This window comes from Paenarthrobacter sp. NPDC089307 (assembly GCF_040685055.1).
Taxonomy (GTDB): domain Bacteria; phylum Actinomycetota; class Actinomycetes; order Actinomycetales; family Micrococcaceae; genus Arthrobacter.
On sequence record NZ_JBFBHE010000009.1, the window covers coordinates 1 to 21,501 of the forward strand.

The 21,501-nt window shown below is 64.4% G+C and carries 20 protein-coding genes; 11 read left to right on the forward strand and 9 right to left on the reverse strand.

What is annotated here, in order from left to right:
* Positions 1-117: 117 nt before the first annotated feature.
* Positions 118-924 (forward strand): putative protein N(5)-glutamine methyltransferase, encoded by an 807-nt coding sequence (locus AB0N72_RS19550; RefSeq protein WP_363934828.1) that lies wholly within the window; start codon positions 118-120, stop codon positions 922-924.
* 266 nt (positions 925-1,190) lie between these two features.
* On the forward strand, positions 1,191-2,825 hold the full coding sequence (locus tag AB0N72_RS19555) for an MFS transporter (RefSeq protein ID WP_363934827.1): 1,635 nt from the start codon (positions 1,191-1,193) through the stop codon (positions 2,823-2,825).
* Between the two features lie 127 nt (positions 2,826-2,952).
* Here AB0N72_RS19555 and AB0N72_RS19560 read toward each other — a convergent pair whose 3' ends face one another.
* Positions 2,953-4,368 carry a PLP-dependent aminotransferase family protein gene (locus AB0N72_RS19560; protein WP_363934825.1) on the reverse strand — a complete coding sequence of 472 codons (1,416 nt, stop codon included), beginning with the start codon at positions 4,366-4,368 and terminating at the stop codon, positions 2,953-2,955.
* Here AB0N72_RS19560 and AB0N72_RS19565 point away from each other — a divergent pair.
* From AB0N72_RS19565 to AB0N72_RS19575, 3 genes are read left to right on the forward strand one after another with little or no spacing between them, the layout of a single operon-like run.
* On the forward strand, positions 4,367-5,299 hold the full coding sequence (locus AB0N72_RS19565; RefSeq protein ID WP_363934823.1) for a DMT family transporter: 933 nt from the start codon (positions 4,367-4,369) through the stop codon (positions 5,297-5,299). The two genes, AB0N72_RS19560 and AB0N72_RS19565, sit on opposite strands and share 2 nt — an antisense overlap.
* 40 nt (positions 5,300-5,339) lie before the next feature.
* Positions 5,340-5,963, forward strand: a complete 624-nt coding sequence (locus AB0N72_RS19570) for an FMN-binding negative transcriptional regulator (protein WP_363934822.1) — start codon at positions 5,340-5,342, stop codon at positions 5,961-5,963.
* 9 nt (positions 5,964-5,972) lie between these two features.
* Positions 5,973-6,383 carry a VOC family protein gene (locus AB0N72_RS19575; protein ID WP_363934820.1) on the forward strand — a complete coding sequence of 137 codons (411 nt, stop codon included), beginning with the start codon at positions 5,973-5,975 and terminating at the stop codon, positions 6,381-6,383.
* 6 nt (positions 6,384-6,389) lie between these two features.
* Here AB0N72_RS19575 and AB0N72_RS19580 read toward each other — a convergent pair whose 3' ends face one another.
* From AB0N72_RS19580 to AB0N72_RS19590, 3 genes are all read right to left on the reverse strand, one after another.
* The gene (locus tag AB0N72_RS19580) at positions 6,390-6,905 is read right to left on the reverse strand and encodes a GNAT family N-acetyltransferase (RefSeq protein WP_363934818.1); all 516 of its coding nucleotides are present in this window, start codon (positions 6,903-6,905) and stop codon (positions 6,390-6,392) included.
* Complete coding sequence (locus tag AB0N72_RS19585; protein WP_363934816.1) at positions 6,902-7,372, reverse strand: SRPBCC family protein; 471 nt, start codon at positions 7,370-7,372, stop codon at positions 6,902-6,904. The genes AB0N72_RS19580 and AB0N72_RS19585 overlap by 4 nt, the downstream gene beginning before the upstream one ends.
* Positions 7,373-7,439: 67 nt before the next feature.
* Positions 7,440-8,306 (reverse strand): GntR family transcriptional regulator, encoded by an 867-nt coding sequence (locus AB0N72_RS19590; RefSeq protein ID WP_363934815.1) that lies wholly within the window; start codon positions 8,304-8,306, stop codon positions 7,440-7,442.
* Positions 8,307-8,587: 281 nt separating this feature from the next.
* On the opposite strand from AB0N72_RS19590, the gene AB0N72_RS19595 reads away from it, so the two are divergent.
* From AB0N72_RS19595 to AB0N72_RS19620, 6 genes are all read left to right on the forward strand, one after another.
* The gene (locus tag AB0N72_RS19595; protein WP_363934814.1) at positions 8,588-9,853 is read left to right on the forward strand and encodes a RuBisCO large subunit C-terminal-like domain-containing protein; all 1,266 of its coding nucleotides are present in this window, start codon (positions 8,588-8,590) and stop codon (positions 9,851-9,853) included.
* A 1-nt stretch (position 9,854) separates the two neighbouring features.
* Entirely contained in the window at positions 9,855-11,153 is a 1,299-nt protein-coding gene (locus AB0N72_RS19600; RefSeq protein ID WP_363934813.1) for a four-carbon acid sugar kinase family protein, read from the forward strand.
* Positions 11,154-11,196: 43 nt separating this feature from the next.
* Positions 11,197-12,240, forward strand: coding sequence for an alcohol dehydrogenase catalytic domain-containing protein (locus tag AB0N72_RS19605; protein ID WP_363934811.1), 1,044 nt, complete (start codon positions 11,197-11,199; stop codon positions 12,238-12,240).
* Positions 12,241-12,305: 65 nt separating this feature from the next.
* Positions 12,306-13,337, forward strand: coding sequence for a 2-keto-3-deoxygluconate permease (locus AB0N72_RS19610; protein WP_363934810.1), 1,032 nt, complete (start codon positions 12,306-12,308; stop codon positions 13,335-13,337).
* Between the two features lie 178 nt (positions 13,338-13,515).
* A complete protein-coding gene (locus tag AB0N72_RS19615) occupies positions 13,516-14,562 on the forward strand; it encodes an FUSC family protein (RefSeq protein WP_363934832.1) in 1,047 nt (348 codons plus the stop codon).
* A 25-nt stretch (positions 14,563-14,587) separates the two neighbouring features.
* On the forward strand, positions 14,588-15,142 hold the full coding sequence (locus tag AB0N72_RS19620) for an ATP-dependent endonuclease (RefSeq protein WP_363934808.1): 555 nt from the start codon (positions 14,588-14,590) through the stop codon (positions 15,140-15,142).
* Here the strand turns inward: AB0N72_RS19620 and AB0N72_RS19625 are convergent.
* From AB0N72_RS19625 to AB0N72_RS19645, 5 genes are all read right to left on the reverse strand, one after another.
* Positions 15,139-15,918, reverse strand: a complete 780-nt coding sequence (locus AB0N72_RS19625; protein ID WP_363934806.1) for an SDR family oxidoreductase — start codon at positions 15,916-15,918, stop codon at positions 15,139-15,141. The two genes, AB0N72_RS19620 and AB0N72_RS19625, sit on opposite strands and share 4 nt — an antisense overlap.
* Positions 15,919-16,006: 88 nt before the next feature.
* Positions 16,007-17,848: an IucA/IucC family siderophore biosynthesis protein gene (locus AB0N72_RS19630; RefSeq protein ID WP_363934804.1), complete on the reverse strand. Its 1,842-nt coding sequence runs from the start codon at positions 17,846-17,848 to the stop codon at positions 16,007-16,009.
* Positions 17,845-18,435: a GNAT family N-acetyltransferase gene (locus tag AB0N72_RS19635; protein ID WP_363934802.1), complete on the reverse strand. Its 591-nt coding sequence runs from the start codon at positions 18,433-18,435 to the stop codon at positions 17,845-17,847. The genes AB0N72_RS19630 and AB0N72_RS19635 overlap by 4 nt, the downstream gene beginning before the upstream one ends.
* Entirely contained in the window at positions 18,432-19,775 is a 1,344-nt protein-coding gene (locus tag AB0N72_RS19640; RefSeq protein WP_363934800.1) for a lysine N(6)-hydroxylase/L-ornithine N(5)-oxygenase family protein, read from the reverse strand. Before AB0N72_RS19640 ends, AB0N72_RS19635 begins: the two co-directional genes overlap by 4 nt.
* Positions 19,772-21,334: an aspartate aminotransferase family protein gene (locus AB0N72_RS19645; RefSeq protein WP_363934799.1), complete on the reverse strand. Its 1,563-nt coding sequence runs from the start codon at positions 21,332-21,334 to the stop codon at positions 19,772-19,774. Before AB0N72_RS19645 ends, AB0N72_RS19640 begins: the two co-directional genes overlap by 4 nt.
* Positions 21,335-21,501: the final 167 nt, after the last annotated feature.

Here is a 21,501-nt window from a genome sequence, read left to right on the forward strand (position 1 = left end):
AAAACCAACACCTGGTTCAACAAGCCCCTGAACCGGACCTTTTCACATGAGGCAACGAAGCCGACTTCCCGGACCTATTGACGTGAGGCAACAGGCCCCTCGATTAGCATGGCACTCGTGATCCGGAGTACGTCGATCGTCACCGCCCTTCGCGATGCCGGTTGTGTTTTCGCGGAGGACGAAGCCCGGCTCCTGATCGACGCAGCCCGCACTCCGGACGAGCTCCACCACATGGTGGACCTGCGGGCCCGTGGCCTTCCGCTTGAGCACATCCTTGGATGGGTGGAATTCTGCGGGACCCGGATGGTTGTTGAACCGGGGGTGTTCGTGCCGCGGCGACGCACGGAGTTCCTGGTGCAGGAAGCGGCGAATGCCGCCGCCGCATTGCCAACGGCGAGGCGTCCCGCCGTCGTCGATCTCTGCTGCGGCTCGGGAGCGATAGGTGCCGCACTTCACGACCTCCTGGGTGGCTGCGAACTGCACGCCGCGGACATTGACCCCACCGCTGTGGCGTGCGCGCGGCGGAACGTCGAGCCACGCGGTGGCCGCGTCCATCTGGGTGATCTCTTCGAGCCGCTCCCCCACGAGCTGCTGGGCCGGGTTGACGTGCTCCTGGTCAACGCCCCGTACGTCCCTACCGCTTCGATCAGCATGATGCCGCCGGAAGCGCGGCTTCATGAGCCGGCGGTGGCGCTCGACGGCGGCGCTGACGGTTTGGATGTCCAGCGTCGGGTTGCGCTTGGCGCGGCCCAGTGGATGGCTCCGGGTGGGCGGATCCTGATCGAGACTTCCAGGCAGCAGGCCGCGCAAACGGCCACGCTGCTCACGGGGTCCGGGCTGGTGGCTGACGTGCTGACTGACGATGATCTTGAGGCAACACTGGTGGTGGGGGCCGTTCGCGGCCATGGGCCATCCGTCACTTAACAGGCCGGAATCTGCCCTGTTAAGTGGGCATAGCTAAACAATTTGGTAACAACGCGCTCAGCGGGGCAAAAATTGCCCGACTTCCGCGTCCTTGCAGGGCAAAAGCCGGTAATGAGATGCAACGAAGCTAGGCAATTTGCACCCTCCAAAGGCCCAAAAATCGGATCTCAACTCGGGTTTTGGGCCCAAACCGCGTAAAATTGAAACCCTGCCCAGAGCGGGGCAGCAGAAGTCGCAAGCAAATGACCTCCCTAGGAGAAGCCCAAATGCCCACAGACCAAAGCAACACCGTCTCTCCGGATGGCGCAAGGAACGCCGCCGGGAACCAAGGATTGGCAGGCCGCGCCCCGGCCGCCTCAAACGCAGTAAATGCAGTAAAGAACGCAGCGAAGAAGACCAAGCTCCGCCCGAAGCGCCGGCTCAAAGAATCCGACGTTAACGTGGTGGACAAGCCGATGCTGCGCAAAGCACTCGGCGGAACCATCGTCGGCAACACCATGGAATGGTACGACGTCGGCGTGTTCGGCTACCTCATCACCACCATGGGTCCCGTCTTCCTGCCCGAAGCGGACAAGTCCGTACAGACACTCTTCCTTCTGGGCACCTTCGCAGCGACCTTCATCGCGCGCCCCCTCGGCGGCGTCGTGTTCGGTTGGCTGGGCGACAAGGTGGGCCGCCAGAAGGTGCTCGCAGCGACACTGATGCTGATGGCGGCAAGTACGTTCGCCGTCGGCCTTCTTCCCGGTTATGCGCAGATCGGCATTTGGGCCGCCGCACTGCTGGTCATCCTGAAGCTCGTCCAGGGTTTCTCCACCGGTGGCGAGTACGCCGGTGCCACTACCTTCGTCAGCGAGTACGCCCCGGACAAGCGCCGCGGGTACTTCGCGAGCTTCCTCGATATGGGCAGCTACATCGGCTTCGCCCTCGGTGCCGCGCTGGTTTCTGTCCTGCAGCTCACGCTCGGGCAGTCGGCCATGGAGGAATGGGGCTGGAGGCTTCCGTTCCTGATCGCTGGTCCGCTGGGCCTCATCGCGGTGTACTTCCGTAGCAAGATCGAGGAATCCCCCCAGTTCCAGGCCGCCCTGGACGCCCAGGAAGCAACCGCCAAGGACGCAGCATCCCAGGATGCCGCCGTTGCCAAGGGCCCGGTGGGCATCATCAAGGCCTACTGGCGCCAGATCGTCCTGGCCATGATCCTGGCCGCCGCAGCCAACACGGTGGGTTACGCCCTGACCTCCTACATGCCCACCTACCTCACGGATTCCAAGGGTTACGATCCCGTCCACGGCACCCTGCTGACCATTCCGGTCCTGGTTGTCATGGCTATCTGCATCCCGCTCACCGGTAAGCTCTCTGACCGCATCGGCCGGCGTCCGGTGCTGTGGATCGGCGCAGGCAGCACCATTGTGTTCGCCGTCCCGGCCTTCATGCTGATCGGTATCGGCGAGATCTGGTCCACGCTGGCAGGCCTTGCACTGGTGGCGTTCCCCGTGACCTTCTACGTAGCCAACCTTGCTTCGGCCCTGCCTGCTCTTTTCCCGACCTCCAGCCGTTACGGCGGCATGGGAATCGCCTACAACTTCTCCGTGGCGATCTTCGGCGGAACCACCCCGTTCATCGTCCAGGGCCTCATCGAAGCCACGGGCAACGACATGATGCCGGCTTACTACCTGATGGCCACGTCCATCGTGGGCGCCATTGCCATCTACTTCCTCCGCGAATCCGCGCAGCGTCCCCTGCCCGGTTCCATGCCCAGCGTGGACACCCAGGCCGAAGCCCGCGAGCTCGTGGAAACGCAGGACACCAACCCGCTCATCAATCTGGACCAGATGCCGTTCGATGGCCAGCCCCTGGATGATGCGGTGTTCGGCAAGGTCAATAAGGACATGACCCCCGCGTAGGAACGCTTTGCCTGCAACTTCTGCACAGCGACGCTTACTCCAAGCGAAGCCTCTAGTTCGCGGCAGTCAGCCGCCACCGTAGCCACCAGCCCCAAGGCGCTCTCCTTGGTGTTGGTGGCTACGGCTTTTAAGATCCCAGCTGGGCTGCGACGGCCTCCCCCATGATCCGCGCGCCTTCCGGGAAACGTCCCGGGTTCGGGCCGGCGTAGTTGAGGCGGATGTGGGGCCCCTCCGGTTCTGCCGGGAACCACTCCGTCCCGGCGGCAATCAGGACGCCGGCCGCCTCGCAATCCTTGGTGAGCCTGTCGACGTCGAACCCGTCCGGCATCCGCAACCACAGGTTCAAGCCGCCTTTGGGCAGGTGGCTCAGATGCGCCTGCGGGACGTACTCGCGAAGGCTGGTCACCAGGAGGTCGCGCCGCGACTGCAGCTGGTGGCCAAGGCCGCGAAGGTGCGTTTGCCACCCGGGCTGCGTGACGACGTCGAGCGCCGCCGCCTGAAGCAATCCGCTGACGTACATCGATTCGGCGGCCTGCGCGCCCATGATCCGTTCACGCGCCGGGCCCCGGGCAATGATCGCGGCCACGCGGATGGACGGCGAGACGCTCTTGGTCAGCGAGCGGATGTAGACCACGTGGCCGGAATCGTCCTTGGCGGCGATCGGAACGGATGGCGCGGTGATGCCGAAATCGTGCGCCCAGTCGTCCTCCACAAGGAAAGCTCCGTGCCGCTGGACGATCCGCAGGACTTCCTCGCCCCGCTCCGCCGACCATTGGGCGCCCGTGGGGTTGGCGAAATTGGGTTGCGCATAGAAAAGGCGTGCACCGGATTCCTCGAAGGCCCTGTCCAGCTCGTCCGGGTCCGGCCCCTCCGGACCGCTCGGCACAGGAATCACGTTCACGCCCGCCTGGCCCGCGGCCAGCAGCGCACCCCAGTAGCTGGGTGATTCCACCAGCAGCGGCTGCCCGTGGCCTACCAACCCGCGGAAGATGGAGCTGAGTCCGCTCTGGCTGCCGGGAAGAACGACGACGTCGCTCGGCTGGGGCGGCGTGACGCCCACCGGCGTTGAGGTGCTGAGCTCGTGCGCGAACCAGGATTGCAGTTCCGGCAGTCCCTGCGCCGGGGGCCGCGACAACGCGGCGTCGCCTCGCGCGGCGCGGGTAAGCGCGGCCCGGACCAGCCGTTCCGGCAGGAGCTCGCGGTCGGGGTAACCGGAGTGGAAGGCGATGACGTCGTTCGAAGCGCTGCGCATGGCCGCTGAATTGAGGGGCCGTGCGGCCTGGGCCGAACGCAGGGCTGCCGTTTGCCACCCATAGTCGGAGGGCCGTGCCGTTCGGTAGGCACGCACGAAGGTACCCACGCCGGGCCGGCTTTCAATAAGGCCTTGCGCGGTGAGGGTCCGGAGTGCTTTCTGGACCGTGACCGGGCTCGCTTGATACTCGGCGACGAGCTGCCGTGTGGATGGCAGTTTCGCTCCCGGAGCCGCCCCGGCGATCCACTCTTTTACTCGCGAGACGATACGGGAACTGCTATCGTTATTCATGAGTCACAATAGTAGCGCTACTACGCTTTCACGGACAGTGGTATCCACCCGGACATCCACCGGCCTCTGGTGGGGACTTCTGGGCGTTGTCGCATTCTCCTTCACGGTGCCGCTTACCCGCGTCGCCGTGGAAGGCCTGTCCCCGTTGTTCATCGGGGCCGGCAGGGCAGTTGTTGCCGCTGTCCTTGCGGCACTTGCACTTGGCCTGACGCGGCAAAGCTTCCCGAAGGGAGCCCAGTGGTTCCGTTTGGCAGTGGTGGCCGGAGGCATCGTGGCCGGATTCCCGTTGCTCACCACTTTCGCCCTCACCAGCACCTCCGCCAGCCACGGAGCAGTGGTCATCGCGCTACTCCCGGCTGCCACCGCGACAGTAGCAGTCATCCGGGGCCGCGAACGTCCCCGCCGGCTGTTCTGGGTCCTGATGGCGGTTGGCGTCGTGGCGGCACTGGTGTTTGCCCTGCTTCAATCCGGCGGCTTCGGCTCGCTCCATTGGGCCGACCTCCTGCTGCTCGGAGCAGTCCTCGCGGCCGCCATCGGCTACGCGGAGGGTGGCCTGCTGGCCCGCGAACTTGGCCCTTGGCAGACCATTTCCTGGGCATTGGTGGTTGCCTCCCCCGTCATGATCGTGCTGACGCTGGTCTCGTTGGGCGGCGGAACACCAGCCGCTTCGCCCGGCCAGTGGTTGTCCTTCGCCTATTTGGGGGTGGTGAGCATGTTCCTGGGCTTCTTCGCCTGGTACCACGGGCTCGCAATCGGCCCCATGGCCCAAGTCAGCCAAATCCAACTGGTCCAGCCCGTCATGACCATCGCATGGGCAGGCCTGTTCCTGGGCGAATCGATGACCTGGACCACTGTTGTGGGCGGCCTGGCGGTGATCCTCTGCGCAGGTGCCGCTGTCCGCGTCAGGCTCAACCCGCCGTCGAACGCCTGACCCACCTGCTGTTCCGAAACGCATCTGAAAGGAAGAAACCTTGTACATCCCCGCGCATTTCGCTGCTTCCGACCAATCCGTACACTCGCTTCTCACCGGAGCCGGTGCCGCCAACCTGGTCACCACGACGCCGGACGGTTTGCTCGCCACGCTGCTGCCGTTCGTCTACGATCCCTCCGTTGGTGCGCACGGTGCCCTCCAAGCACACATGGCGCGCAACAACTGCCAGTGGTCATCGCCCGTTTCCGGCGAAGCGCTCATGATCGTCCAAGGTGCGGATGCCTACATATCCCCATCGTGGTACGCCTCGAAAACCGAACACGGCCGCGTTGTGCCCACGTGGAACTACTCCACTGCGCACGTCTACGGTGAGCTGGTTGTGCATGACGACGCCGAGTGGCTGGGTCAGCACGTCCGTCGCCTGTCAGATCAGCACGAGTCCGGCATGCCGCGGCCCTGGTCGGTTGATGAAGCACCAGAGCGGTTCATTGCCGGACAGCTGAAGGCGATTGTCGGCGTCGAACTTGTGATCTCCCGTGTGGAGGCCAAGACGAAACTCAGCCAGAACCGCCCTCCCGCGGATGTCGACGGCGTGATAGCGGGGCTCCGCGCCGCCGGTGAGCCGGCCAGCGCGGCGGATGTGGAACGCGCCCGGACCTCGTAGACTCGGCGCATGCCAGACGCAGCAGCAGCCCCGATCGGTTCCATCCACCACGTCGAGATTTGGGTCCCGATCCTTGAGCGTGCCCGGGAAGAATGGGGCTGGCTCCTGGGGCAGCTCGGCTATGAGCCGTTCCAGGAATGGCCTACGGGATGCAGCTGGAAGCTCGGCGGCACGTACGTGGTGGTGGAGCAGACGGACGCCATCACCGGTACAGCACACCGGCGCACCGATCCCGGCGTCAACCATGTGGCGTTCCATGCCGGCACCCGCGAGAACGTGGACCGGATCCGGGCGCAGGGCGCGGACGCCGGGTGGTACGGGATGTTCGAGTCGAAGTACCCGCACGCCGGCGGCCCCGACCACTACGCCGCGTACCTGCTCAACACGGACAGCTACGAGGTTGAGCTGGTGGCCGAGTAGTTCCTACTACTTCGGCGGAACAGCCGGGCGCCACATCGCTACGCGGGGCCAGCGCGTCAACCCCAACTCGCCCTCGTGCTCCATGAGGCGGGCTAGCTCCGGGCCCCAGCTGCCGGCGTCGAACACTTCAAAACCAAGGCGCCTGTAGTACGGGGCGTTCCACGGCACATCCCGGAAAGTGCTCAGCGTCTGCCGCTGCATGCCGTGGCCCCTTGTCCAGACCCGGGCTGCGTGCAGCAGCTCCCGTCCAAGGCCCTGGTGCGCCTGGTCCGGATGGACGCTGACCTGCTCCACGTGGCCGTTTCCATCAACGACGTCTGCCAGCAAGTACGCCACCGGGTAGTCGAGCCCGTCCACGGAGACCCACGCACGACCAGCGGCAGCGTAGCTGTTCAGCTCATCGACGGACAGCGGCTCGTCGTCAGCGACCGAATCCATTCCCAACGTCCGGAATGCCTGACCCGCGGCACGTTCGATTTCCTGCAAAATGACCAGGTCGTCTTGATGCGCCAGCCGGATCATGGCAAGGGATGCTTGGTCTCTGGTTCCTGGGCCACCAGGAATTCGTTGCGCTTGCTGATCAGGTTCTGCATGTAGCGGCCCAGGACCAGCTTCTCCACGAGCCGGCCCAGCGGACCGAACGGGGCAGCAAATTCGATGGTGTCCACCATCAGGGTCCCGCTGCCGTCCGGCCGGAACTCGTGCGTGTGCCGGAGGTACTTGAAGGGGCCCTTCACCTGTTCATCAGAGAACGACGCCGGAGCCTCCATCCGGACGATGCGGCTGGTCATGCGGAAGCGGACTCCGAGGTGCCAGGCTTGCCATGTGACGGTCTCACCCTCCGAGATCAATCCGGTGGTGACGCCGGCGACGGCTTTCTCGCGGCTCTTGGTCATGGACCCCACATGGGCATCGATGTTCCGTGAAAGATCGAACAGCTCCTGCGGCGGCATGCTGGAGCGGGTGCGGCAGACGAAAGCGACGGGCATACCTTGATCTTCCCAGAAGTTCGCTTGTTTCAAAGCCGGCATGGCCCGCTGCGGAGGAGGCTGACTTCTAGTGCGCCCCGCGTTCAAGTTCAGCCAGTTCGGCTTCAAGTTGCTGGGTGAGGTTGCGGAGGCGCCGGAGGTGTTCCTGGGAAAGGCGCCCGGGCTGGGTGGTGACTTGCGCGTCGACGTCGAACACCGTGTTGGGGCTGTGCCAGACGTTGAACCATTCCAGGCCGTGGCCGAGGGCGTCGCGGGTTACGCCCTGGAGCAGGAGAAGCGGCTCCCGGGTGTTGACCTCCAGCCTCCGCGCAAGATCGTGGTCTGAGGAAACCGCCTGGACTTGGCGGGGGCCGCCGGCGGGGTGGTAGCCGTGGTCTCGCATCAAACCCAGGAGCGACGCGTTTTCCAGCAGTTCCGCGGTGAAGTGCGGGAAGAAGTCCCGCGGGACCCATGTGCGCATGAAGGCGACGGGTAGATCGTCGAGGTAGCGTACGCGCTCGATTTTCCAGGTATTGGTGGTGTTGAGGGCATCGATGCCCGCCTGGGGCGGTTCGGATGGCTCCACGCTGATGACATGGGTGCGGAGGCGCTGGCCGTGGGCGGCGGCCTGCTCATCCAGGCCGCCAGCGCGCTGGACGTGGCGGCGGAGCACGGGTGTCGCGGCCACGACGCTGCCCCGGCCACGCTGGCGCCGGATCAGTCCAAGGTCGGAAAGGCCGGACAACGCTTGGCGCACCACGCTGCGGGAGACCCCGAACTGCCTTTGCAGCTCTTCTTCGGTAGGTAATGAAGAGCCTGGCGACAGGGCCATATCAACGATTTGGCGGTGGAGGATGTCCCGGATCTGCGCGTGAAGGGGACCGCCGCCGTCCCGGTTCAGCGGGCTGGCGCGCCCCACCGGCTCTGCCGCTGTTTCTGCCGATTCCAAACTCACGTTGGCCTCCTATGCCGCTGTGCAATCTTAGCCCTGACGTCCTGGCCCGCGCTGGGATCGGCCGGGGCGGAAAACGACGGAGGGTCTTGACGTGATCTATGCCACCCATTATTGTACGTATCAAAGGTACGTACAACTTCGATCAACGGAATCACCGAAGATGCCGTGAAAACGAAGCCCGAATCACCTGTTTGAGCCCGCATCGGAGCGTGAGCGACGTGCAAGTACCTGCAGGTGACAACCGGATACGTAAGTTTCAAATCCCCCGAATTGGAGAGTCCATGCGCGATCCGCGCTCGGTGCGTTGCACCTACTACCTTGAGTCCGAGATTGACCCGGAGAAGGCGGCGGCAATCATGGCCGGCGAGCAGTCCAGCGGCACTTTTCTTCCGGTGCCCGGCGAATCAGCCCGGATCCGCGAGCGGCATGCAGCGCGAATCTCGAGCGTCCAGGAAATCGGCTTTTGCCGCCCCTCCCTGCCGTCACGGGCAGCGCCGGAAAAGGTCCGCGCCGCCCTGGTTACCGTTGACTTCCCGATGGAGAATGTCGGCACGGACCTGGCTACCTTGCAGACGGCCATCGCAGGCAATCTTTTTGAGCTGGGCGACCTATACGCATGCAGGCTCCAGGACATTCAACTGCCCGAGGACTTCGTCGCCGCCCACCCCGGTCCGGCTTTCGGCATCGAGGGGACGCGCAAGCTCATCAACGATGTCCAGGGCGTCATGGTGGGCACCATCGTCAAGCCCAACGTCGGACTTTCCGAAGAGGAATTCCGGCTGGTGGTCCGGGATCTGGCTATGGCCTCCATCGACCTGATCAAGGACGATGAGCTTATGACTGATCCGGCGTACCTGCCTTTGGAACGCCGGATCGCAGTGGCCACGGAGGAGATCCGCGCTGCAGAGCAGACCACAGGGCACTCCACCATGTACGCGTTCAACATCACCGGCGACCTCGCCGGGCTGCAAAAGCGCCACGACTCGGTTGTTGAAGCCGGAGGCCGCTGCGTGATGCTGAACATTCCAGTGATGGGGATCCCGGCCCTGGCATTGTTGAGGAGCTTCGCCGAGGTTCCCATCCACGGCCACCGGGCCGGACTCGCAGCCTCCATGAGGTCAAAAGCCTTGGGCATGGATTACCGGGTATGGCAGCAGATGGCCCGCCTGGCGGGTGCAGACCACCTTCACGCCAGCGGGCTGGGCAGCAAGTTCTATGAACTCGACGAAGAGGTCGCCTCCAACATCCGCAGCCTGCTCGAACCTCTCGGACAGACAACGACGCCGCTTCCTGTGTTGTCCTCCGGCCAGAACGTCACCACCCCTGGCCCGACCTTCGAGGCAGTGGGTTCGACAGATCTGATGATGCTCGCCGGAGGCGGCGTCGCAGCGCACCCCGACGGACCGGGCGCCGGAGTGCGGAGCCTCCGCCAGGCATGGGAAGCAGCCGTGGACGGCGTGCCGTTGCAGACCGCGGCTGACAAACTCGCCCACACCGGTGACAGCGCCCTGGTTAACGCAGTCAAGACATTCGGGAAAGGTGCCTGACATGACCGCTTTCGGTTTCGTCGCCGACGACCTCACCGGCGCCGCCGATGTCCTCGCCCAAGCCCACCGCTACGGGCTCGACGCTGCACTTGTCATCGGGGACGCACCCTTGCCCCTTGACACGGACGTCGTCGGATTCGCCGGGCCGGCACGTTCCCTGGCGGGCGCCGCCTTCGACAACCTGGTCACCCGCGACCTCGCCGGGATCGCCGCGCTGAACCTGGAGGTACTGCTCTACAAGGTATGCTCCACCTTCGACAGCTCCCCAACCATTGGCAGCATCGGCCGCGGAATCCAATTGCTGCACCAGCAGTTCCCGCTGCACGGGCCCGTCCCGGTAGTCCCGGCCCAGCCCGACTTTGGCCGGTACACCGCATTCAGCAACCACTACGCAAGCTATGCCGGCAAGGTTTACCGGCTGGACCGCCACCCGGTCATGTCCGCCCATCCTTCAACTCCCATGGCCGAAGCGGACCTGCGCCAAGTCCTGGCCGAACAACTCGGGGGCTCCGAAACACCGGAGGCCATCCACCTGCCGACCTACGAAGACGGCACCTTCAAGGATGCCTGGGCGGAGCGGCGCCGCGATGTCAAAGGGCCGGCCTTCGTGGTGGACGCTGTCACTGAGGACCACATGGACGTGATTGCTGAAGCCCTCACCCGGGAGGAACACGTGCACGGTCCTTCGATAGTGGTGGGCTCGGGCGGCATCATGGCAGCATTGGCGCGGTCCGTCTCGGACCAGGAGGCCCGCACGCCCGGACAGCAGCGTCCATCGGGGCCGGTTCTGGCCATCAGCGCCTCGGCCTCCAGCACCACTGCCGCGCAGATAGACGACGCGATCTCGAATGGCTGGGAGGACGTCCCGGTGCCTGTCGAGCTGCTTCAACGTGATGACGCCGCACTGGTCCGGGTCCTTGACGAGCGCGTTTCAGCCGCTCTTCGGTCAGGACGGAACGTCGTCGTTCACACCACCCGCGGCGCAGCAGACCCCCGCTACGGCGCGAGCACACCACTGGACGCCGGCTACGTCGGAACGCTGATTGGTGGCGTCGCCGCGCGGATGGCCAGTGCAGGACTCACTCGGGACATTGCCGTTTGTGGTGGCGATACCTCCAGCCACGCACTGATCGCCATGGGCGTGCGCCAGCTCAGGGTGTCGGACCAGTTCGTCACTGCAGGCCCCGTCCTGAAGGCCGATAGTGAATCTGCCGTCAGCGGATCCCGGCTTCTGCTCAAGGGCGGACAGGTAGGTCCCGTAGACATCCTGCGCCGCTTTGCCGGCCAGCTCCCCACTTAGAAAATCCTCCACGCATCACCAGAACCAACGAAAGGCGGCCCCCATGCGGGCAGTAGTCAAGAACTCAGCCGAGCGAGGCGTCACCTATGTCACCGACGCCGGCGACCCCAAGGCAGCAGAAGGTTCAGTCGTCATCGAAGTCGGCGCAGCCTCCCTCTGCGGCACCGACCGGGAACTCTACGAATGGACCCCCTCGGCGCAGGCTTTCAACCTCAATTTGCCGGTGACCCTGGGCCACGAAGGTGCGGGCACCGTCGTCGAAGTCGGCCCTGGCGTGACGGGCCTCAAGATCGGCGACCAGGTTGCCCTCGAAAGCCACCTGACCTGCGGACAGTGTTTTCCATGCCGCACCGGAGACGCCCACACCTGCGAGCGCACCGGCATTCTGGGCATGCACATTGACGGTGTTTTTGCCGAGTACGCCGCAGTACCCCAGGACATCTGCGTCAAACTTCCCACAGGCCTGTCGCTCGAGTCCGGCGCCCTGCTCGAAGCAGCGGGCGTCGCCGTTCACGCCATCCAGCGGGCCAACTACTCCGTGGCAGGCCGGGCCGTGCTGGTCAGCGGTGCCGGACCGGTGGGACTTGTCGTGGTGAACCTCGCCCTGCTGATGGGCGCCAGCCATGTCATCGCCGTCGACCCCAACCCTTACCGCAGGGCCCAGGCCGAGAAGCTGGGGGCGGTTGCCCTGCATCCCAACGACGGCATCGTTGAGCGCTGCCGCGAACTGACAGGGCGGCGGGGCGGCTTCGACGTCGGCTTCGAATGTTCAGGCGCTCCCGGCACCCTGGCCACACTTTTCGAAGCCGTCCGCCGCGAAGCCACCGTCATCACGGTCGGTCACCCCAGCCGACCTGCCGAGGTGGACATCGCCGCCTACATCAATAAGAAGGGCATCACCCTCCGGGGCATCTTCGGCCGCCGGCTCTGGGAAACCTGGGAACAAAGCCTGCTGCTGCTGGACTCCGGAAAGTTGGAGCTCGACTGGCTCATCACCCACCGCAAGAAACTCAGCGACATCGACGAAGCAGTGGAGCTCCTCACCGGAGATGCCTGCAAAGTCCTGCTCATCCCCGGCCTCGGCTAACCCCACAAGCAACGGAACTGGCCAATGGCAGTTCCCCACCGTTCAGATATTCATAGGAGAAATCAATGTCGATTCCCATCAAAAAAGCCTTGGAGAGGGTTCCCGGCGGCATGATGCTGGTGCCGCTCGGCATCGGCGCCGTCATCCACACCTTGGCCCCTGACGCAGGCAAGTTCTTTGGATCCTTCACAGGTGCCTTCTTCACCGGTCTGGCACCGCTGCTGGCTGTGTTCTTCGTCTGCCTTGGTGCGACCCTCGAGGTCAAGTCCACGCCGTACATCCTCAAGAAGGGCGGCGTGCTCCTTGGATCGAAGATTCTCTTCGCCGTTCTCATTGGCGTCATCGCGGGTCGCTTGCTTGGGGAAGCCCCGATCGAACACGGTGTCCTTGCCGGCTTGTCGACCCTTGCGCTGGTCGCAGCCCTGAATGACACCAACGGTGGGCTCTACATCTCTTTGATGGGACAGTTCGGCCGTAAGCGCGACGCAGGCGCCTACTCCATCCTGTCCTTGGAGTCCGGACCCTTCCTGACCATGGTGACCCTCGGAATCGCCGGTCTTGCCGCCTTCCCGTGGCAAGCACTCGTCGGCGCAATCCTCCCCCTGGCCCTGGGCATGTTCCTGGGCAACCTCGACAAGAACATGCGCAACCTGCTGGCCCCACTGGTACCGGCGATGGTGCCGTTCCTGGGCCTGGCCCTTGGCCTGACCATCAACCTCAACGCCGTCGTCGAAGCCGGCCTGCTTGGCATCGCCCTGGGACTGTTCGTGGTCTTCGTCGGTGGCGCAGTGCTGCTCCTAGCCGACAAACTCACAGGCGGAGACGGTGTTGCGGGCCTCGCTGCAGCGACCACGGCCGGCAACGCGGCCCTGGTTCCGGCAATCATCGCAACAGCCAACCCGGTATACGCCCCGGCAGCCGAACACGCCACCGTCCTGGTCGCAGCCTCCGTTGTCGTCACGGCGGTGCTCTGCCCGATCGTGACCTCGGCATGGGCGAAGCGGGTGCAGAAGAAGGCTGCCCTCCAAGACAGCGACGAGGACTCCACTGAAGGCCAGGTTGTCATCGCCAAGCACACAGCAGAACCGCAAACCTGAGTCCGGCCACCTCCAAGGCAACGGGCGGGGCATACCAGGAAGGTATGCCCCGCCCTCTTGCGTCGATGGTCATCACTACGGGTTGTGACCGGGCTTATGGCGGCCCCTGCGGGCGCCCTGATAATTTCGAAAGCAAACCCTTGAAGATTGGTGGTGTCTCCCCGTGCCCGCGCTCTTGATGCATGCCCGTGAACTCCACCGCCTCGGCCCGGCAAACAACGATCGCATGTCCGCGGCCCGGGTTGCCCTGAGTGTTGCAGTGCCAGGAGTTTTCTTGATCCTCGTCGGCCGCCCGGACCTCATGTTGTACGCCGTCTTCGGCGCACTGACGGGGATGTACGGCCGTAATGAGACCCACCAACTCCGGCTCAAACACCAGGCACAGGCCGCACTGATCCTGGTGGGAGGGCTCACCATTGGCGTAGCCCTCTCCGTCAACCATATTCATTCGTGGTGGCTGGTTTTGGTGGCCAGCCTGTTTGCCGGGGTTGGGTCGCTGTACTCGGACCGGGTCCGCCTCAAGCCAATAGGGCCGTTTTTCGGCATCCTGGCGTTGGGTGCCTGCGCTTCCGTCCCCACCAGCGTTCCGTTCACGACGGCGGTACTCGTCGGGGCTGCGTCGGCCGCCTTCTCGTTGGTGGTGGGGTTTGCCGGGTGGTTCCGCCGCCGCCGCTGGGTGAGCGGTGCAGCCCGGGATGTTTCCGCGCTCCGCGGCCCTCGTCGCCAGGCAGCTTTTGTCCATGCAGCCCGGTACTCCCTGGCCGTCGCTTTGGCTGGTGTCATTGGCGTTCTCAGCGGGAGCGGCCACCCGCACTGGGCCATGGCCGCTGCGGCCGTGCCGCTCGCAGGCGCCGACCTCCCAAGCCGCGTCCACAGAGGTATCCACCGCATCGTGGGGACGTTCCTCGGGTTGGTGGTTGTCGCCGTCGTGCTTTTCCCCACTCCCCTGTCTCCCCTGCAGTACTTCCCCGGCCATGGCGCTGTGGTCCTGGCCGTGGTGGTGATGCTGTGCCAGTTCCCTACGGAGCTGTTCATGGCCAGGCACTACGGGTGGGCGATGGTGTTCTTTACGCCGGTCGTCCTGCTGATCGCACAACTCGCTGCACCCATGGATCCGGGCGTGCTGGTGACGGAACGCGCTGTGGAGACGTTCGTGGGTGCCGTGGTGGGAATCGCTGTGGCGGTGTTGGTACGCGCGCCGCGCGCCAAGGTGCCAGCGGCCTGATTGAAGCCTGCGCCATACTGGTTCAATGCAGGCGACGACTGTCCTGGTGGAAGGCGAGAGCGACCGTCTGGCGGTCGAGGCACTCGCCCGCCGCTGCGGGCATGACCTGAACGCTGAGCACGTGTCGGTGGTGCCCATGGGCGGGGCCACCAGCATCGTCCGTTTCCTGGAACAGTATGGTCCGGCCGGCGCCAACCACCGGCTCCTTGGGCTGTGCGACGAAGGCGAGTCCCGTGGCATTGCCCGTGCGCTGGGCCGCGCCGGACTTGGTTCCGGCCCCCTGGACGAACTGGGTTTCCAGGTTTGCCGGGCCGATTTGGAAGACGAACTCATCCGTTGCCTGGGCATCGACGCGGTGCTCGAGGTCATTGATGCCCAGGGCGAGCTCGCGTCGTTCCGGCTCCTGCAGCGCCAACCATCACAGCGCGGGCACCCTGTACCGGCTCAGCTACGCCGGTTCTTCGGCGGCCGCAGCGGAAACAAGATCCGCTACGCGCCGCTGTTGGTTGCCGCCCTGCCCGCGGGGAAGGCTCCCGAGCCGCTCGCGCGGCTTGTTGAAGCGTTCCGGCCCGAAAGCTAGGGTTCCAACGGCCGCCGGGGTGGCCCGGATGTCAGCTTGGCCGGAAGAATGCGCGCGAAGAAGCTGACCACTTTGTAGCGTTTGGTGGGAATGGATATGCCCTTGCCCTTGGCATTGTCCTCCAGTCCCTCCCTGACCACCCGCTCCGCGGTCAGCCACAGGAAGCGGGGTGCCACGGTTTTGTCCATGCCCATGCGATCGTGGAATTCGGTGTGCGTGAAGCCCGGGCACACGGCGGTGACCTGCACCCCCGAGGTTGCGTACGTGGTGTTTGCCCAGCGGCTGAAGGTCACCTGCCACGCTTTGGCTGCCGAGTATGTGCCACGGTTCGCGAATGCGGCGACGCTGGCCACGTTGATGATCCGCCCTTTGCCGCGTGCCAACATGACCTCCAGTGCCGCATGGCAGAGCTCCATGGGTGTTTGGACGTGCAGCCTCAAGTGGCGGCGTTCTTCGTCCAACTCGTTGAGCTCGAACGATTTCAGAAGCCCGATTCCAGCATTGTTTACCAACACGTCCACTGGCCTTCCGGCGTCCCGGAGCCGGTCCGCCACCGCTGAAACCCCGACGTCGGTGGTCAGGTCTGCGGACAGGACCTCCGCCGAAATACTGAAGTCGCGTTCAAGTTCCCCGGCCTTTTCCTTCAGGCGCTGTTCATCGCGTGCCACCAGGACCAAGTGGTGCCCTGATTCGGCCAGTTGGCGGGCGAACTCAGCACCAAGCCCAGCAGTTGCTCCGGTCACCAAGGCAGTCAGTTCATTGGCTCGAGTCGTCATGCGCCCAGACTAGTAGCCTTGCGCCGAGATGCCAGTTAATGACAATGTCCGCGTCCAGGATTGCCATTAACTGTCATCTCGGCGGGGGCTAGGCGAACTTTGCCAGGGGGTTTGCCAAGCGGCCGGCCATCTGGAGCCCTCCGGAGGGATCCGAGATATCGAGCATCTGCTGGTTGTTCCGCAGCTGCAGCCTGTTGAGGCAGGACAACTCGAAGTCCGGGGCAAACAAATCGTGCATGGCGAACTGGCCGGCAAGCCCAGGGTGGCGTTCCTGGTACTCGCGCAGCACGGCAGCCGCTGTCCCCCAGAACTCGTCTTCGCGGAGAGTCCCGTCCTCCACCAGGATCGCCGAGAGGAAGCGGAAGATGCAGTCGAAGACATCCGTGAAGATCGCCAGGACCATTTCCTCAGCAGGGATCTCCGCCTTTACCCGGGAAACCTCCTCGGGCAGCTCCAGCCGGTCCCCCATGACCACGATTTCCTCGGCAATGTCCTTCATGATGGCGCGGACGGGAACGCCGTCCTCAACGATCAGGATCACGTTCTCGCCGTGCGGCATGAACGCGAGTTCGTACTCATAGAGACAATGAACCAGCGGCACAAGATACGCCTCGAAGTACTGGCGCAGCCACGCAGTGGGCGCCAACCCGGAACGTTTAATGAGCGCAGACACCACGGACTTGCCGGACGAATCCACGTGCAGCAACGACGCCATGGTGGCCAGCTGCTGCCCGTCCTTGAGCAACGGCAGCGGACTTTCCCTCCACAGCGCCGAGAGCATCTTCCGGTAGGCCGAACCCTTGGCCGAAGCAGCCTCGTAGTAGTGGTTGTGGTAGCCGATGGCTGCGGTTTCCCGGATCATGGCCAGGCCCCGGTTCTGGAGCTCCTGGTCATTCCCGATCAGTTCCTGCAGCCAGTCGTTGATGGCCGGGGTCGCCTTCATGTACTGCGGCGAGAGCCCCCGCATGAAGCCCATGTTCAGCACGGACATGGCCGTCTTCACGTACGCCTTCTCCGGAGAAGTGGTGTTGAAGAACGTGCGGATGGACTGCTGCGCTTGGTAGGAATCCTCGCCGGTTCCCAAGTGGACGATGTGCCGCTGGGCGATTTCTGCCGCGAAAGTCACGGTGAGCTTGTTGTCCCACTGCCACGGGTGGACCGGCATGAGGAGGTAGTCCTCAGGATCCAGGCCGGCAGCAGAGAGCTCGGCGTTGAACCAAGCCAGGGTGGCCGGTCCCAGCTCGGCCTCGAAGTGCGTCCGGTAATCCAGTCCGGCACTGGAAGTGAAAACAGCCTTGGAACGGTGCACTGCAATCCACTGCAGCTTTACCGTGGCACCCGTTTCCGGTGCGAAGGCGTGGTAGTCGGCAATCCCAAAGCCAAGCCGCCCGTTGTTGGCAACGAAGCACGGGTGCCCCTCGGTCATGCTGTGTTCAATGGCTTGGAAATCCGCGGCCCGATCAGCCCCGCCGGTGATCCCCGCAGCCAACTCTGCCGATGAGTACGGTTTGCCCTGTTTGTACGCGTGGCTAGCCAACGTGCTGCTGATTTCCTCAAGATAGACCGGCAGCATTTCCTGCTTGATGGCCAGGGCCTCGTGGAATTCGGTGATGAAGTCCAGCGCGTCCAGCGGCAACTCCTGGCCGTCCCGCAGCCGTGCGATGGAATCGGCAGGCACCGACCAATGGTCGAGTTCAAGGAGACGGGCACGGAAGCGGTACTCGGTTGCGTCGTCGTCGCTGAGCAGCTTGTACAGCCCGACGCCGGCACCTTCGTCGCGGATCAATTCCGGCACCAGGATGCGCTCGTGCGAGAACTCCGCAATCGCCTTGCGGACCACGTGCCGGTTGGCGGCGGCCCAACGCTCAGGGGTCAGGTGGGCCACCGGAGCGGCGAGGTCATTGATGGTGGTTTCAGCGGTGGCGGTCACAGGAGTTCTCCTCTGGTCGCCGCGGCAGTCGCGGCCAGAATCGGGGTCAGGGTGGCGAGGAAATCCTCGCGGGTGCAAAAGCTCAGCAGGGCCTGCTTGTGGTCTTCGGCAGGGTCCACGGCGGGAAGGGTCACCAGGCCATGCGGCCGGAAGCCCACCTTCCAGTTCAGGACATGGATTTTGTGGTTGCGTGCGTCAGGCTCGACGACGACCCGCCGGGTTGCCGGGTCAGCGAACAGCTCCGTCATGACGGACTGCATGACGGCGGTGGTGAAGCCGGGCCGCGGGTCACCGCTGGGCGGGGACACCAAAAGGTGCATGCCCACATCGCCGGGCAGAACCTCGTACACGTCCGCCAACGGTGATGATTCGGGGCGGTACCGTTCCATCAGGAAGGCGGGAACGCCGTCGTCGAGCCCCATGAAGGCTTGATGATGACCAGACGCGGCGATCTTCGAGTATTCCTCCACAACGTCCTGCTCTGTGGAGGACACCATGCCCCAAAAGCGCGCGTATTCCTGGCTGACCCAGCTGTGGAGGACAGGTGCATCGGCCACCGGGTTCACTGCCCGGAATGTGAAGCTCATGCGCTTGCTCCCACAGTTTCCGGGCTCCCGGCAGGCACTGCCGCAGGCGCCCCGAACTGCTGGAAGGCGATGCTGCGCTCAATCGGGTAGACCTCGCGGCCGGTGATCTCACGGAGAATGCAGGAGTTCCGGTAGGCCGCCATGCCCAGGTCCGGGGTAACGAAGCCATGGGTGTGCAGCTCGGCATTCTGGACGAAGATTTCCCCGGGTTCGACGCCGGTTCCATAGTTGCGGTCGACGTCGAAGCGACCCTTGCCATCGCGGCGGATCCTGTCCTGGATGCCCACAAGGAAGGCAGGCTCCTTGTAGCTGTAGCCAGTGGCCAGGACCACGGCCTCGGACTCGAGCGAGTAGTCCCGGCCGTGCTCCTCGTGGTGCAGCTGCAATGTGTGAGTTCCCGAAGCGGGGTCCCACCCGGCTGCGGTGAGGGACGAGTGCGTGTGCAATTGGGTGTCCACCATTCCCGAAAGGCTCTTGGTGTAGAGGAGGTCGTAGATGTCGTCGATCAGGTCCGAGTTGATGCCCTTGTACAGGTTCTTCTGGCTCTTGATCAGCGAATCCCGCTGCTCGCCCGGGAGCGAGTGGAAGTAGTCCACGTACTCCGGCGACGTCATCTCGAGCGTGAGCTTGGTGTACTCCAGCGGGAAGAAACGGCCGGAGCGGGTGACCCAGTTCAGCTGGTAGCCGTGGACATCAATTTCCTGAAGCAACTCGTAGTAAAGCTCTGCCGCGCTCTGTCCGCTGCCAACGATGGTGATGCTGCGCTTGGACTGCAGCTCACTCTTCCTCGACAGGTATTCGGCGTTGTGGAGGACAAGTCCACCAGCATCCACTATTCCTGCACAGGAGTCCGGAATGTAGGGAGTGGTACCCGTGCCGAGGACCAGCCTCCGGGCGCGAAGCACCTCAGCGCCGTCCGGACCCTGCACTGAAAGGCGGTACACGCCGTCGTCGTAGGCAACATCCAGCACATCCGTGCTAAAACGCACCGATCCGAGCTGACCTGCCACCCACTGGCAGTACTGGTTGTACTCGGCCCGCAGTGGGTAGAAGTTCTCGCGGATATAGAACCGGTACAGGCGCCCGGTCTGCTTCAGGAAGTTCAGGAACGAGAAGGGCGACGTCGGATCGGCCAGGGTCACGAGGTCCGCCATGAACGGGACCTGCAGGTGAGCCGGCTCCAGCATCATGCCCGGGTGCCAATCGAAGGAATCTCGGCGGTCCAGGAACACGCAGTCCAGGTTCTCGACCGGCTCGCTCAGCGCGGCCAGACCCAGGTTGAAGGGCCCGACGCCGATGCCCGCGACGTCGTAGATCTTGCCGTGCCCGTGGGTGCTCATGCTGCTGCCTCCGTGGTGTTTGCCAGGAGGCTCGCGCCGGTCCTGCGGATGAGTTCGATGATTTCCTGAATGTCCCTCAGGGAGGCCTCGGCGTTAAGGAGGGTGAATTTGAGGTAGTGCCGACCTGCCACCTTGGTGCCGGCAACCACGGCTTCGCCGGAAGCGAAGATTGCGGTGCGGATGGCCGGGTTGAGGGCATCCGCGGCGTCTTCGCCGAGCTTCATGCCGTCAATTTCCGGGCGGTAGCGGAAGACGAGCGTGCTCAGCTGCGGTGCTGCGGCGAGTTCGAACTCCGCGTCGTCTGCGAGCAACGCCCCTACCCGGCCCGTCAGGTCAATGGCCTCATCGAAGAGTGCGCCAATGGCGTCGGCACCCATGATGCGCAAAGTGAGCCACAGTTTCAGCGCATCGAAGCGGCGGGTGGTCTGGATGCTCTTGTCCACCTGGTTGGGGATCTCGGCCTTCGCGGCACTCTCCGGATTCAAGTAGTCCGCGTAGTAAGTGACGTGTCCCATCATGGAGCCGTTGCGCACCAGGACCGCGCTGGAGCTGACCGGCTGGAAGAAAGTCTTGTGGAAGTCAACGGTGACGGAGTCAGCCAGGTGGATGCCGTCCAGGAGGTGCCGATACCGCCCTGACACCAGCAGACCGCCGCCATAGGCGGCGTCGACGTGCAGCCAGGAGTCGTAGGCCCTGACCAGGGCGGCGAGCTCGGATAGCGGGTCAACCGAACCGAAGTCGGTGGTTCCGGCGGTGGCCACGACCGCCATGGGTACCAGGCCGGCGTCGTGCGCTTCCGCCAGGGCGGCCGCGAGCGCGGTGGGGTCCATGCGATGGTCGTCGGTGGTTGGAACGGAGATGACGGCGTCGAAGCCGAGGCCCAGCATGGACGCGGACTTCTGGATGCTGAAGTGGCTGTCCGCGGAGGTGAAGATGCGCAGGCGGTCCAGGAGGTGCGGCAGGCGGGCGTCGCCGCTCAAGGCCCGCAGCTTGGCAACGGCGTGGTTGCGGGCGATCAGCAGCGCCTGGAAGTTGGACTGGCTGCCGCCCGAGGTGAAGACGCCGTCGGCCCCTGCGCCGAAACCGATGCGTTCGGCGGTCCAATCGATGAGGCGCCGTTCGATCATGGTGGCGCCCGCGCTCTGGTCCCAGGTGTCCATGGAGGAGTTCACGGCGGAGAGCACGGCTTCGCCTACCAGCGCGGGGATGACTACCGGGCAGTTCAGGTGCGCGGCGTAGCGGGCATCGTGGAAGTAGACGGCGTCCCTGAGGTAGAGCTCATCAAGCTCGTCAAGCGCGGCGGCAGTGTCCGGCAAGGGACGGTCGAGGTCTACGGCCCCGACCTTCGCCTTCAGTCCCGCATGGCCCGCACCGGTGAAGGGCCGGGTTGTCCGCTGGACCTTGGTGGAGACGGCATTGACGCCTTGAAGCACCTGCGCCACGTAGCTGGGCGAATTGCGGGCGTTGAACAGCTGGTTTGTGGCAGCGAGGGCCAGCTCCACTTTGGAACCAAAATCCGGCTCCTGAGCAATCCGCTCTTCGACACTAGGTGACGTCACGTCAGCTTCCTTCCGTTTGCGTTGGGCGCTTGTTAGCAAGGTAAGCCTTACTTAGGTAACCCTTTCCGTCAAACTTTTGTGACCTATTTCGCTCGGAAGGCGGTTTCTGGCGTCCCGGGCACGCCTTTCGCCCGTCATTGACTTTTACTGAGCGGGTTTTGGGTGCA

What these genes read in the sequence shown, in the direction of transcription:
- AB0N72_RS19555 (WP_363934827.1), top strand. Translation starts at nt 1,191, where the DNA reads ATGCCCACAGACCAAAGCAACACCGTCTCTCCGGATGGCGCAAGGAAC.
- AB0N72_RS19565 (WP_363934823.1), top strand. Translation starts at nt 4,367, where the DNA reads ATGAGTCACAATAGTAGCGCTACTACGCTTTCACGGACAGTGGTATCC.
- AB0N72_RS19560 (WP_363934825.1), bottom strand. Translation starts at nt 4,368, where the DNA reads ATGAATAACGATAGCAGTTCCCGTATCGTCTCGCGAGTAAAAGAGTGG.
- AB0N72_RS19575 (WP_363934820.1), top strand. Translation starts at nt 5,973, where the DNA reads ATGCCAGACGCAGCAGCAGCCCCGATCGGTTCCATCCACCACGTCGAG.
- AB0N72_RS19580 (WP_363934818.1), bottom strand. Translation starts at nt 6,905, where the DNA reads ATGATCCGGCTGGCGCATCAAGACGACCTGGTCATTTTGCAGGAAATC.
- AB0N72_RS19585 (WP_363934816.1), bottom strand. Translation starts at nt 7,372, where the DNA reads ATGCCCGTCGCTTTCGTCTGCCGCACCCGCTCCAGCATGCCGCCGCAG.
- AB0N72_RS19595 (WP_363934814.1), top strand. Translation starts at nt 8,588, where the DNA reads ATGCGCGATCCGCGCTCGGTGCGTTGCACCTACTACCTTGAGTCCGAG.
- AB0N72_RS19600 (WP_363934813.1), top strand. Translation starts at nt 9,855, where the DNA reads ATGACCGCTTTCGGTTTCGTCGCCGACGACCTCACCGGCGCCGCCGAT.
- AB0N72_RS19605 (WP_363934811.1), top strand. Translation starts at nt 11,197, where the DNA reads ATGCGGGCAGTAGTCAAGAACTCAGCCGAGCGAGGCGTCACCTATGTC.
- AB0N72_RS19610 (WP_363934810.1), top strand. Translation starts at nt 12,306, where the DNA reads ATGTCGATTCCCATCAAAAAAGCCTTGGAGAGGGTTCCCGGCGGCATG.
- AB0N72_RS19615 (WP_363934832.1), top strand. Translation starts at nt 13,516, where the DNA reads ATGCATGCCCGTGAACTCCACCGCCTCGGCCCGGCAAACAACGATCGC.
- AB0N72_RS19620 (WP_363934808.1), top strand. Translation starts at nt 14,588, where the DNA reads ATGCAGGCGACGACTGTCCTGGTGGAAGGCGAGAGCGACCGTCTGGCG.
- AB0N72_RS19625 (WP_363934806.1), bottom strand. Translation starts at nt 15,918, where the DNA reads ATGACGACTCGAGCCAATGAACTGACTGCCTTGGTGACCGGAGCAACT.
- AB0N72_RS19635 (WP_363934802.1), bottom strand. Translation starts at nt 18,435, where the DNA reads ATGAGCTTCACATTCCGGGCAGTGAACCCGGTGGCCGATGCACCTGTC.
- AB0N72_RS19640 (WP_363934800.1), bottom strand. Translation starts at nt 19,775, where the DNA reads ATGAGCACCCACGGGCACGGCAAGATCTACGACGTCGCGGGCATCGGC.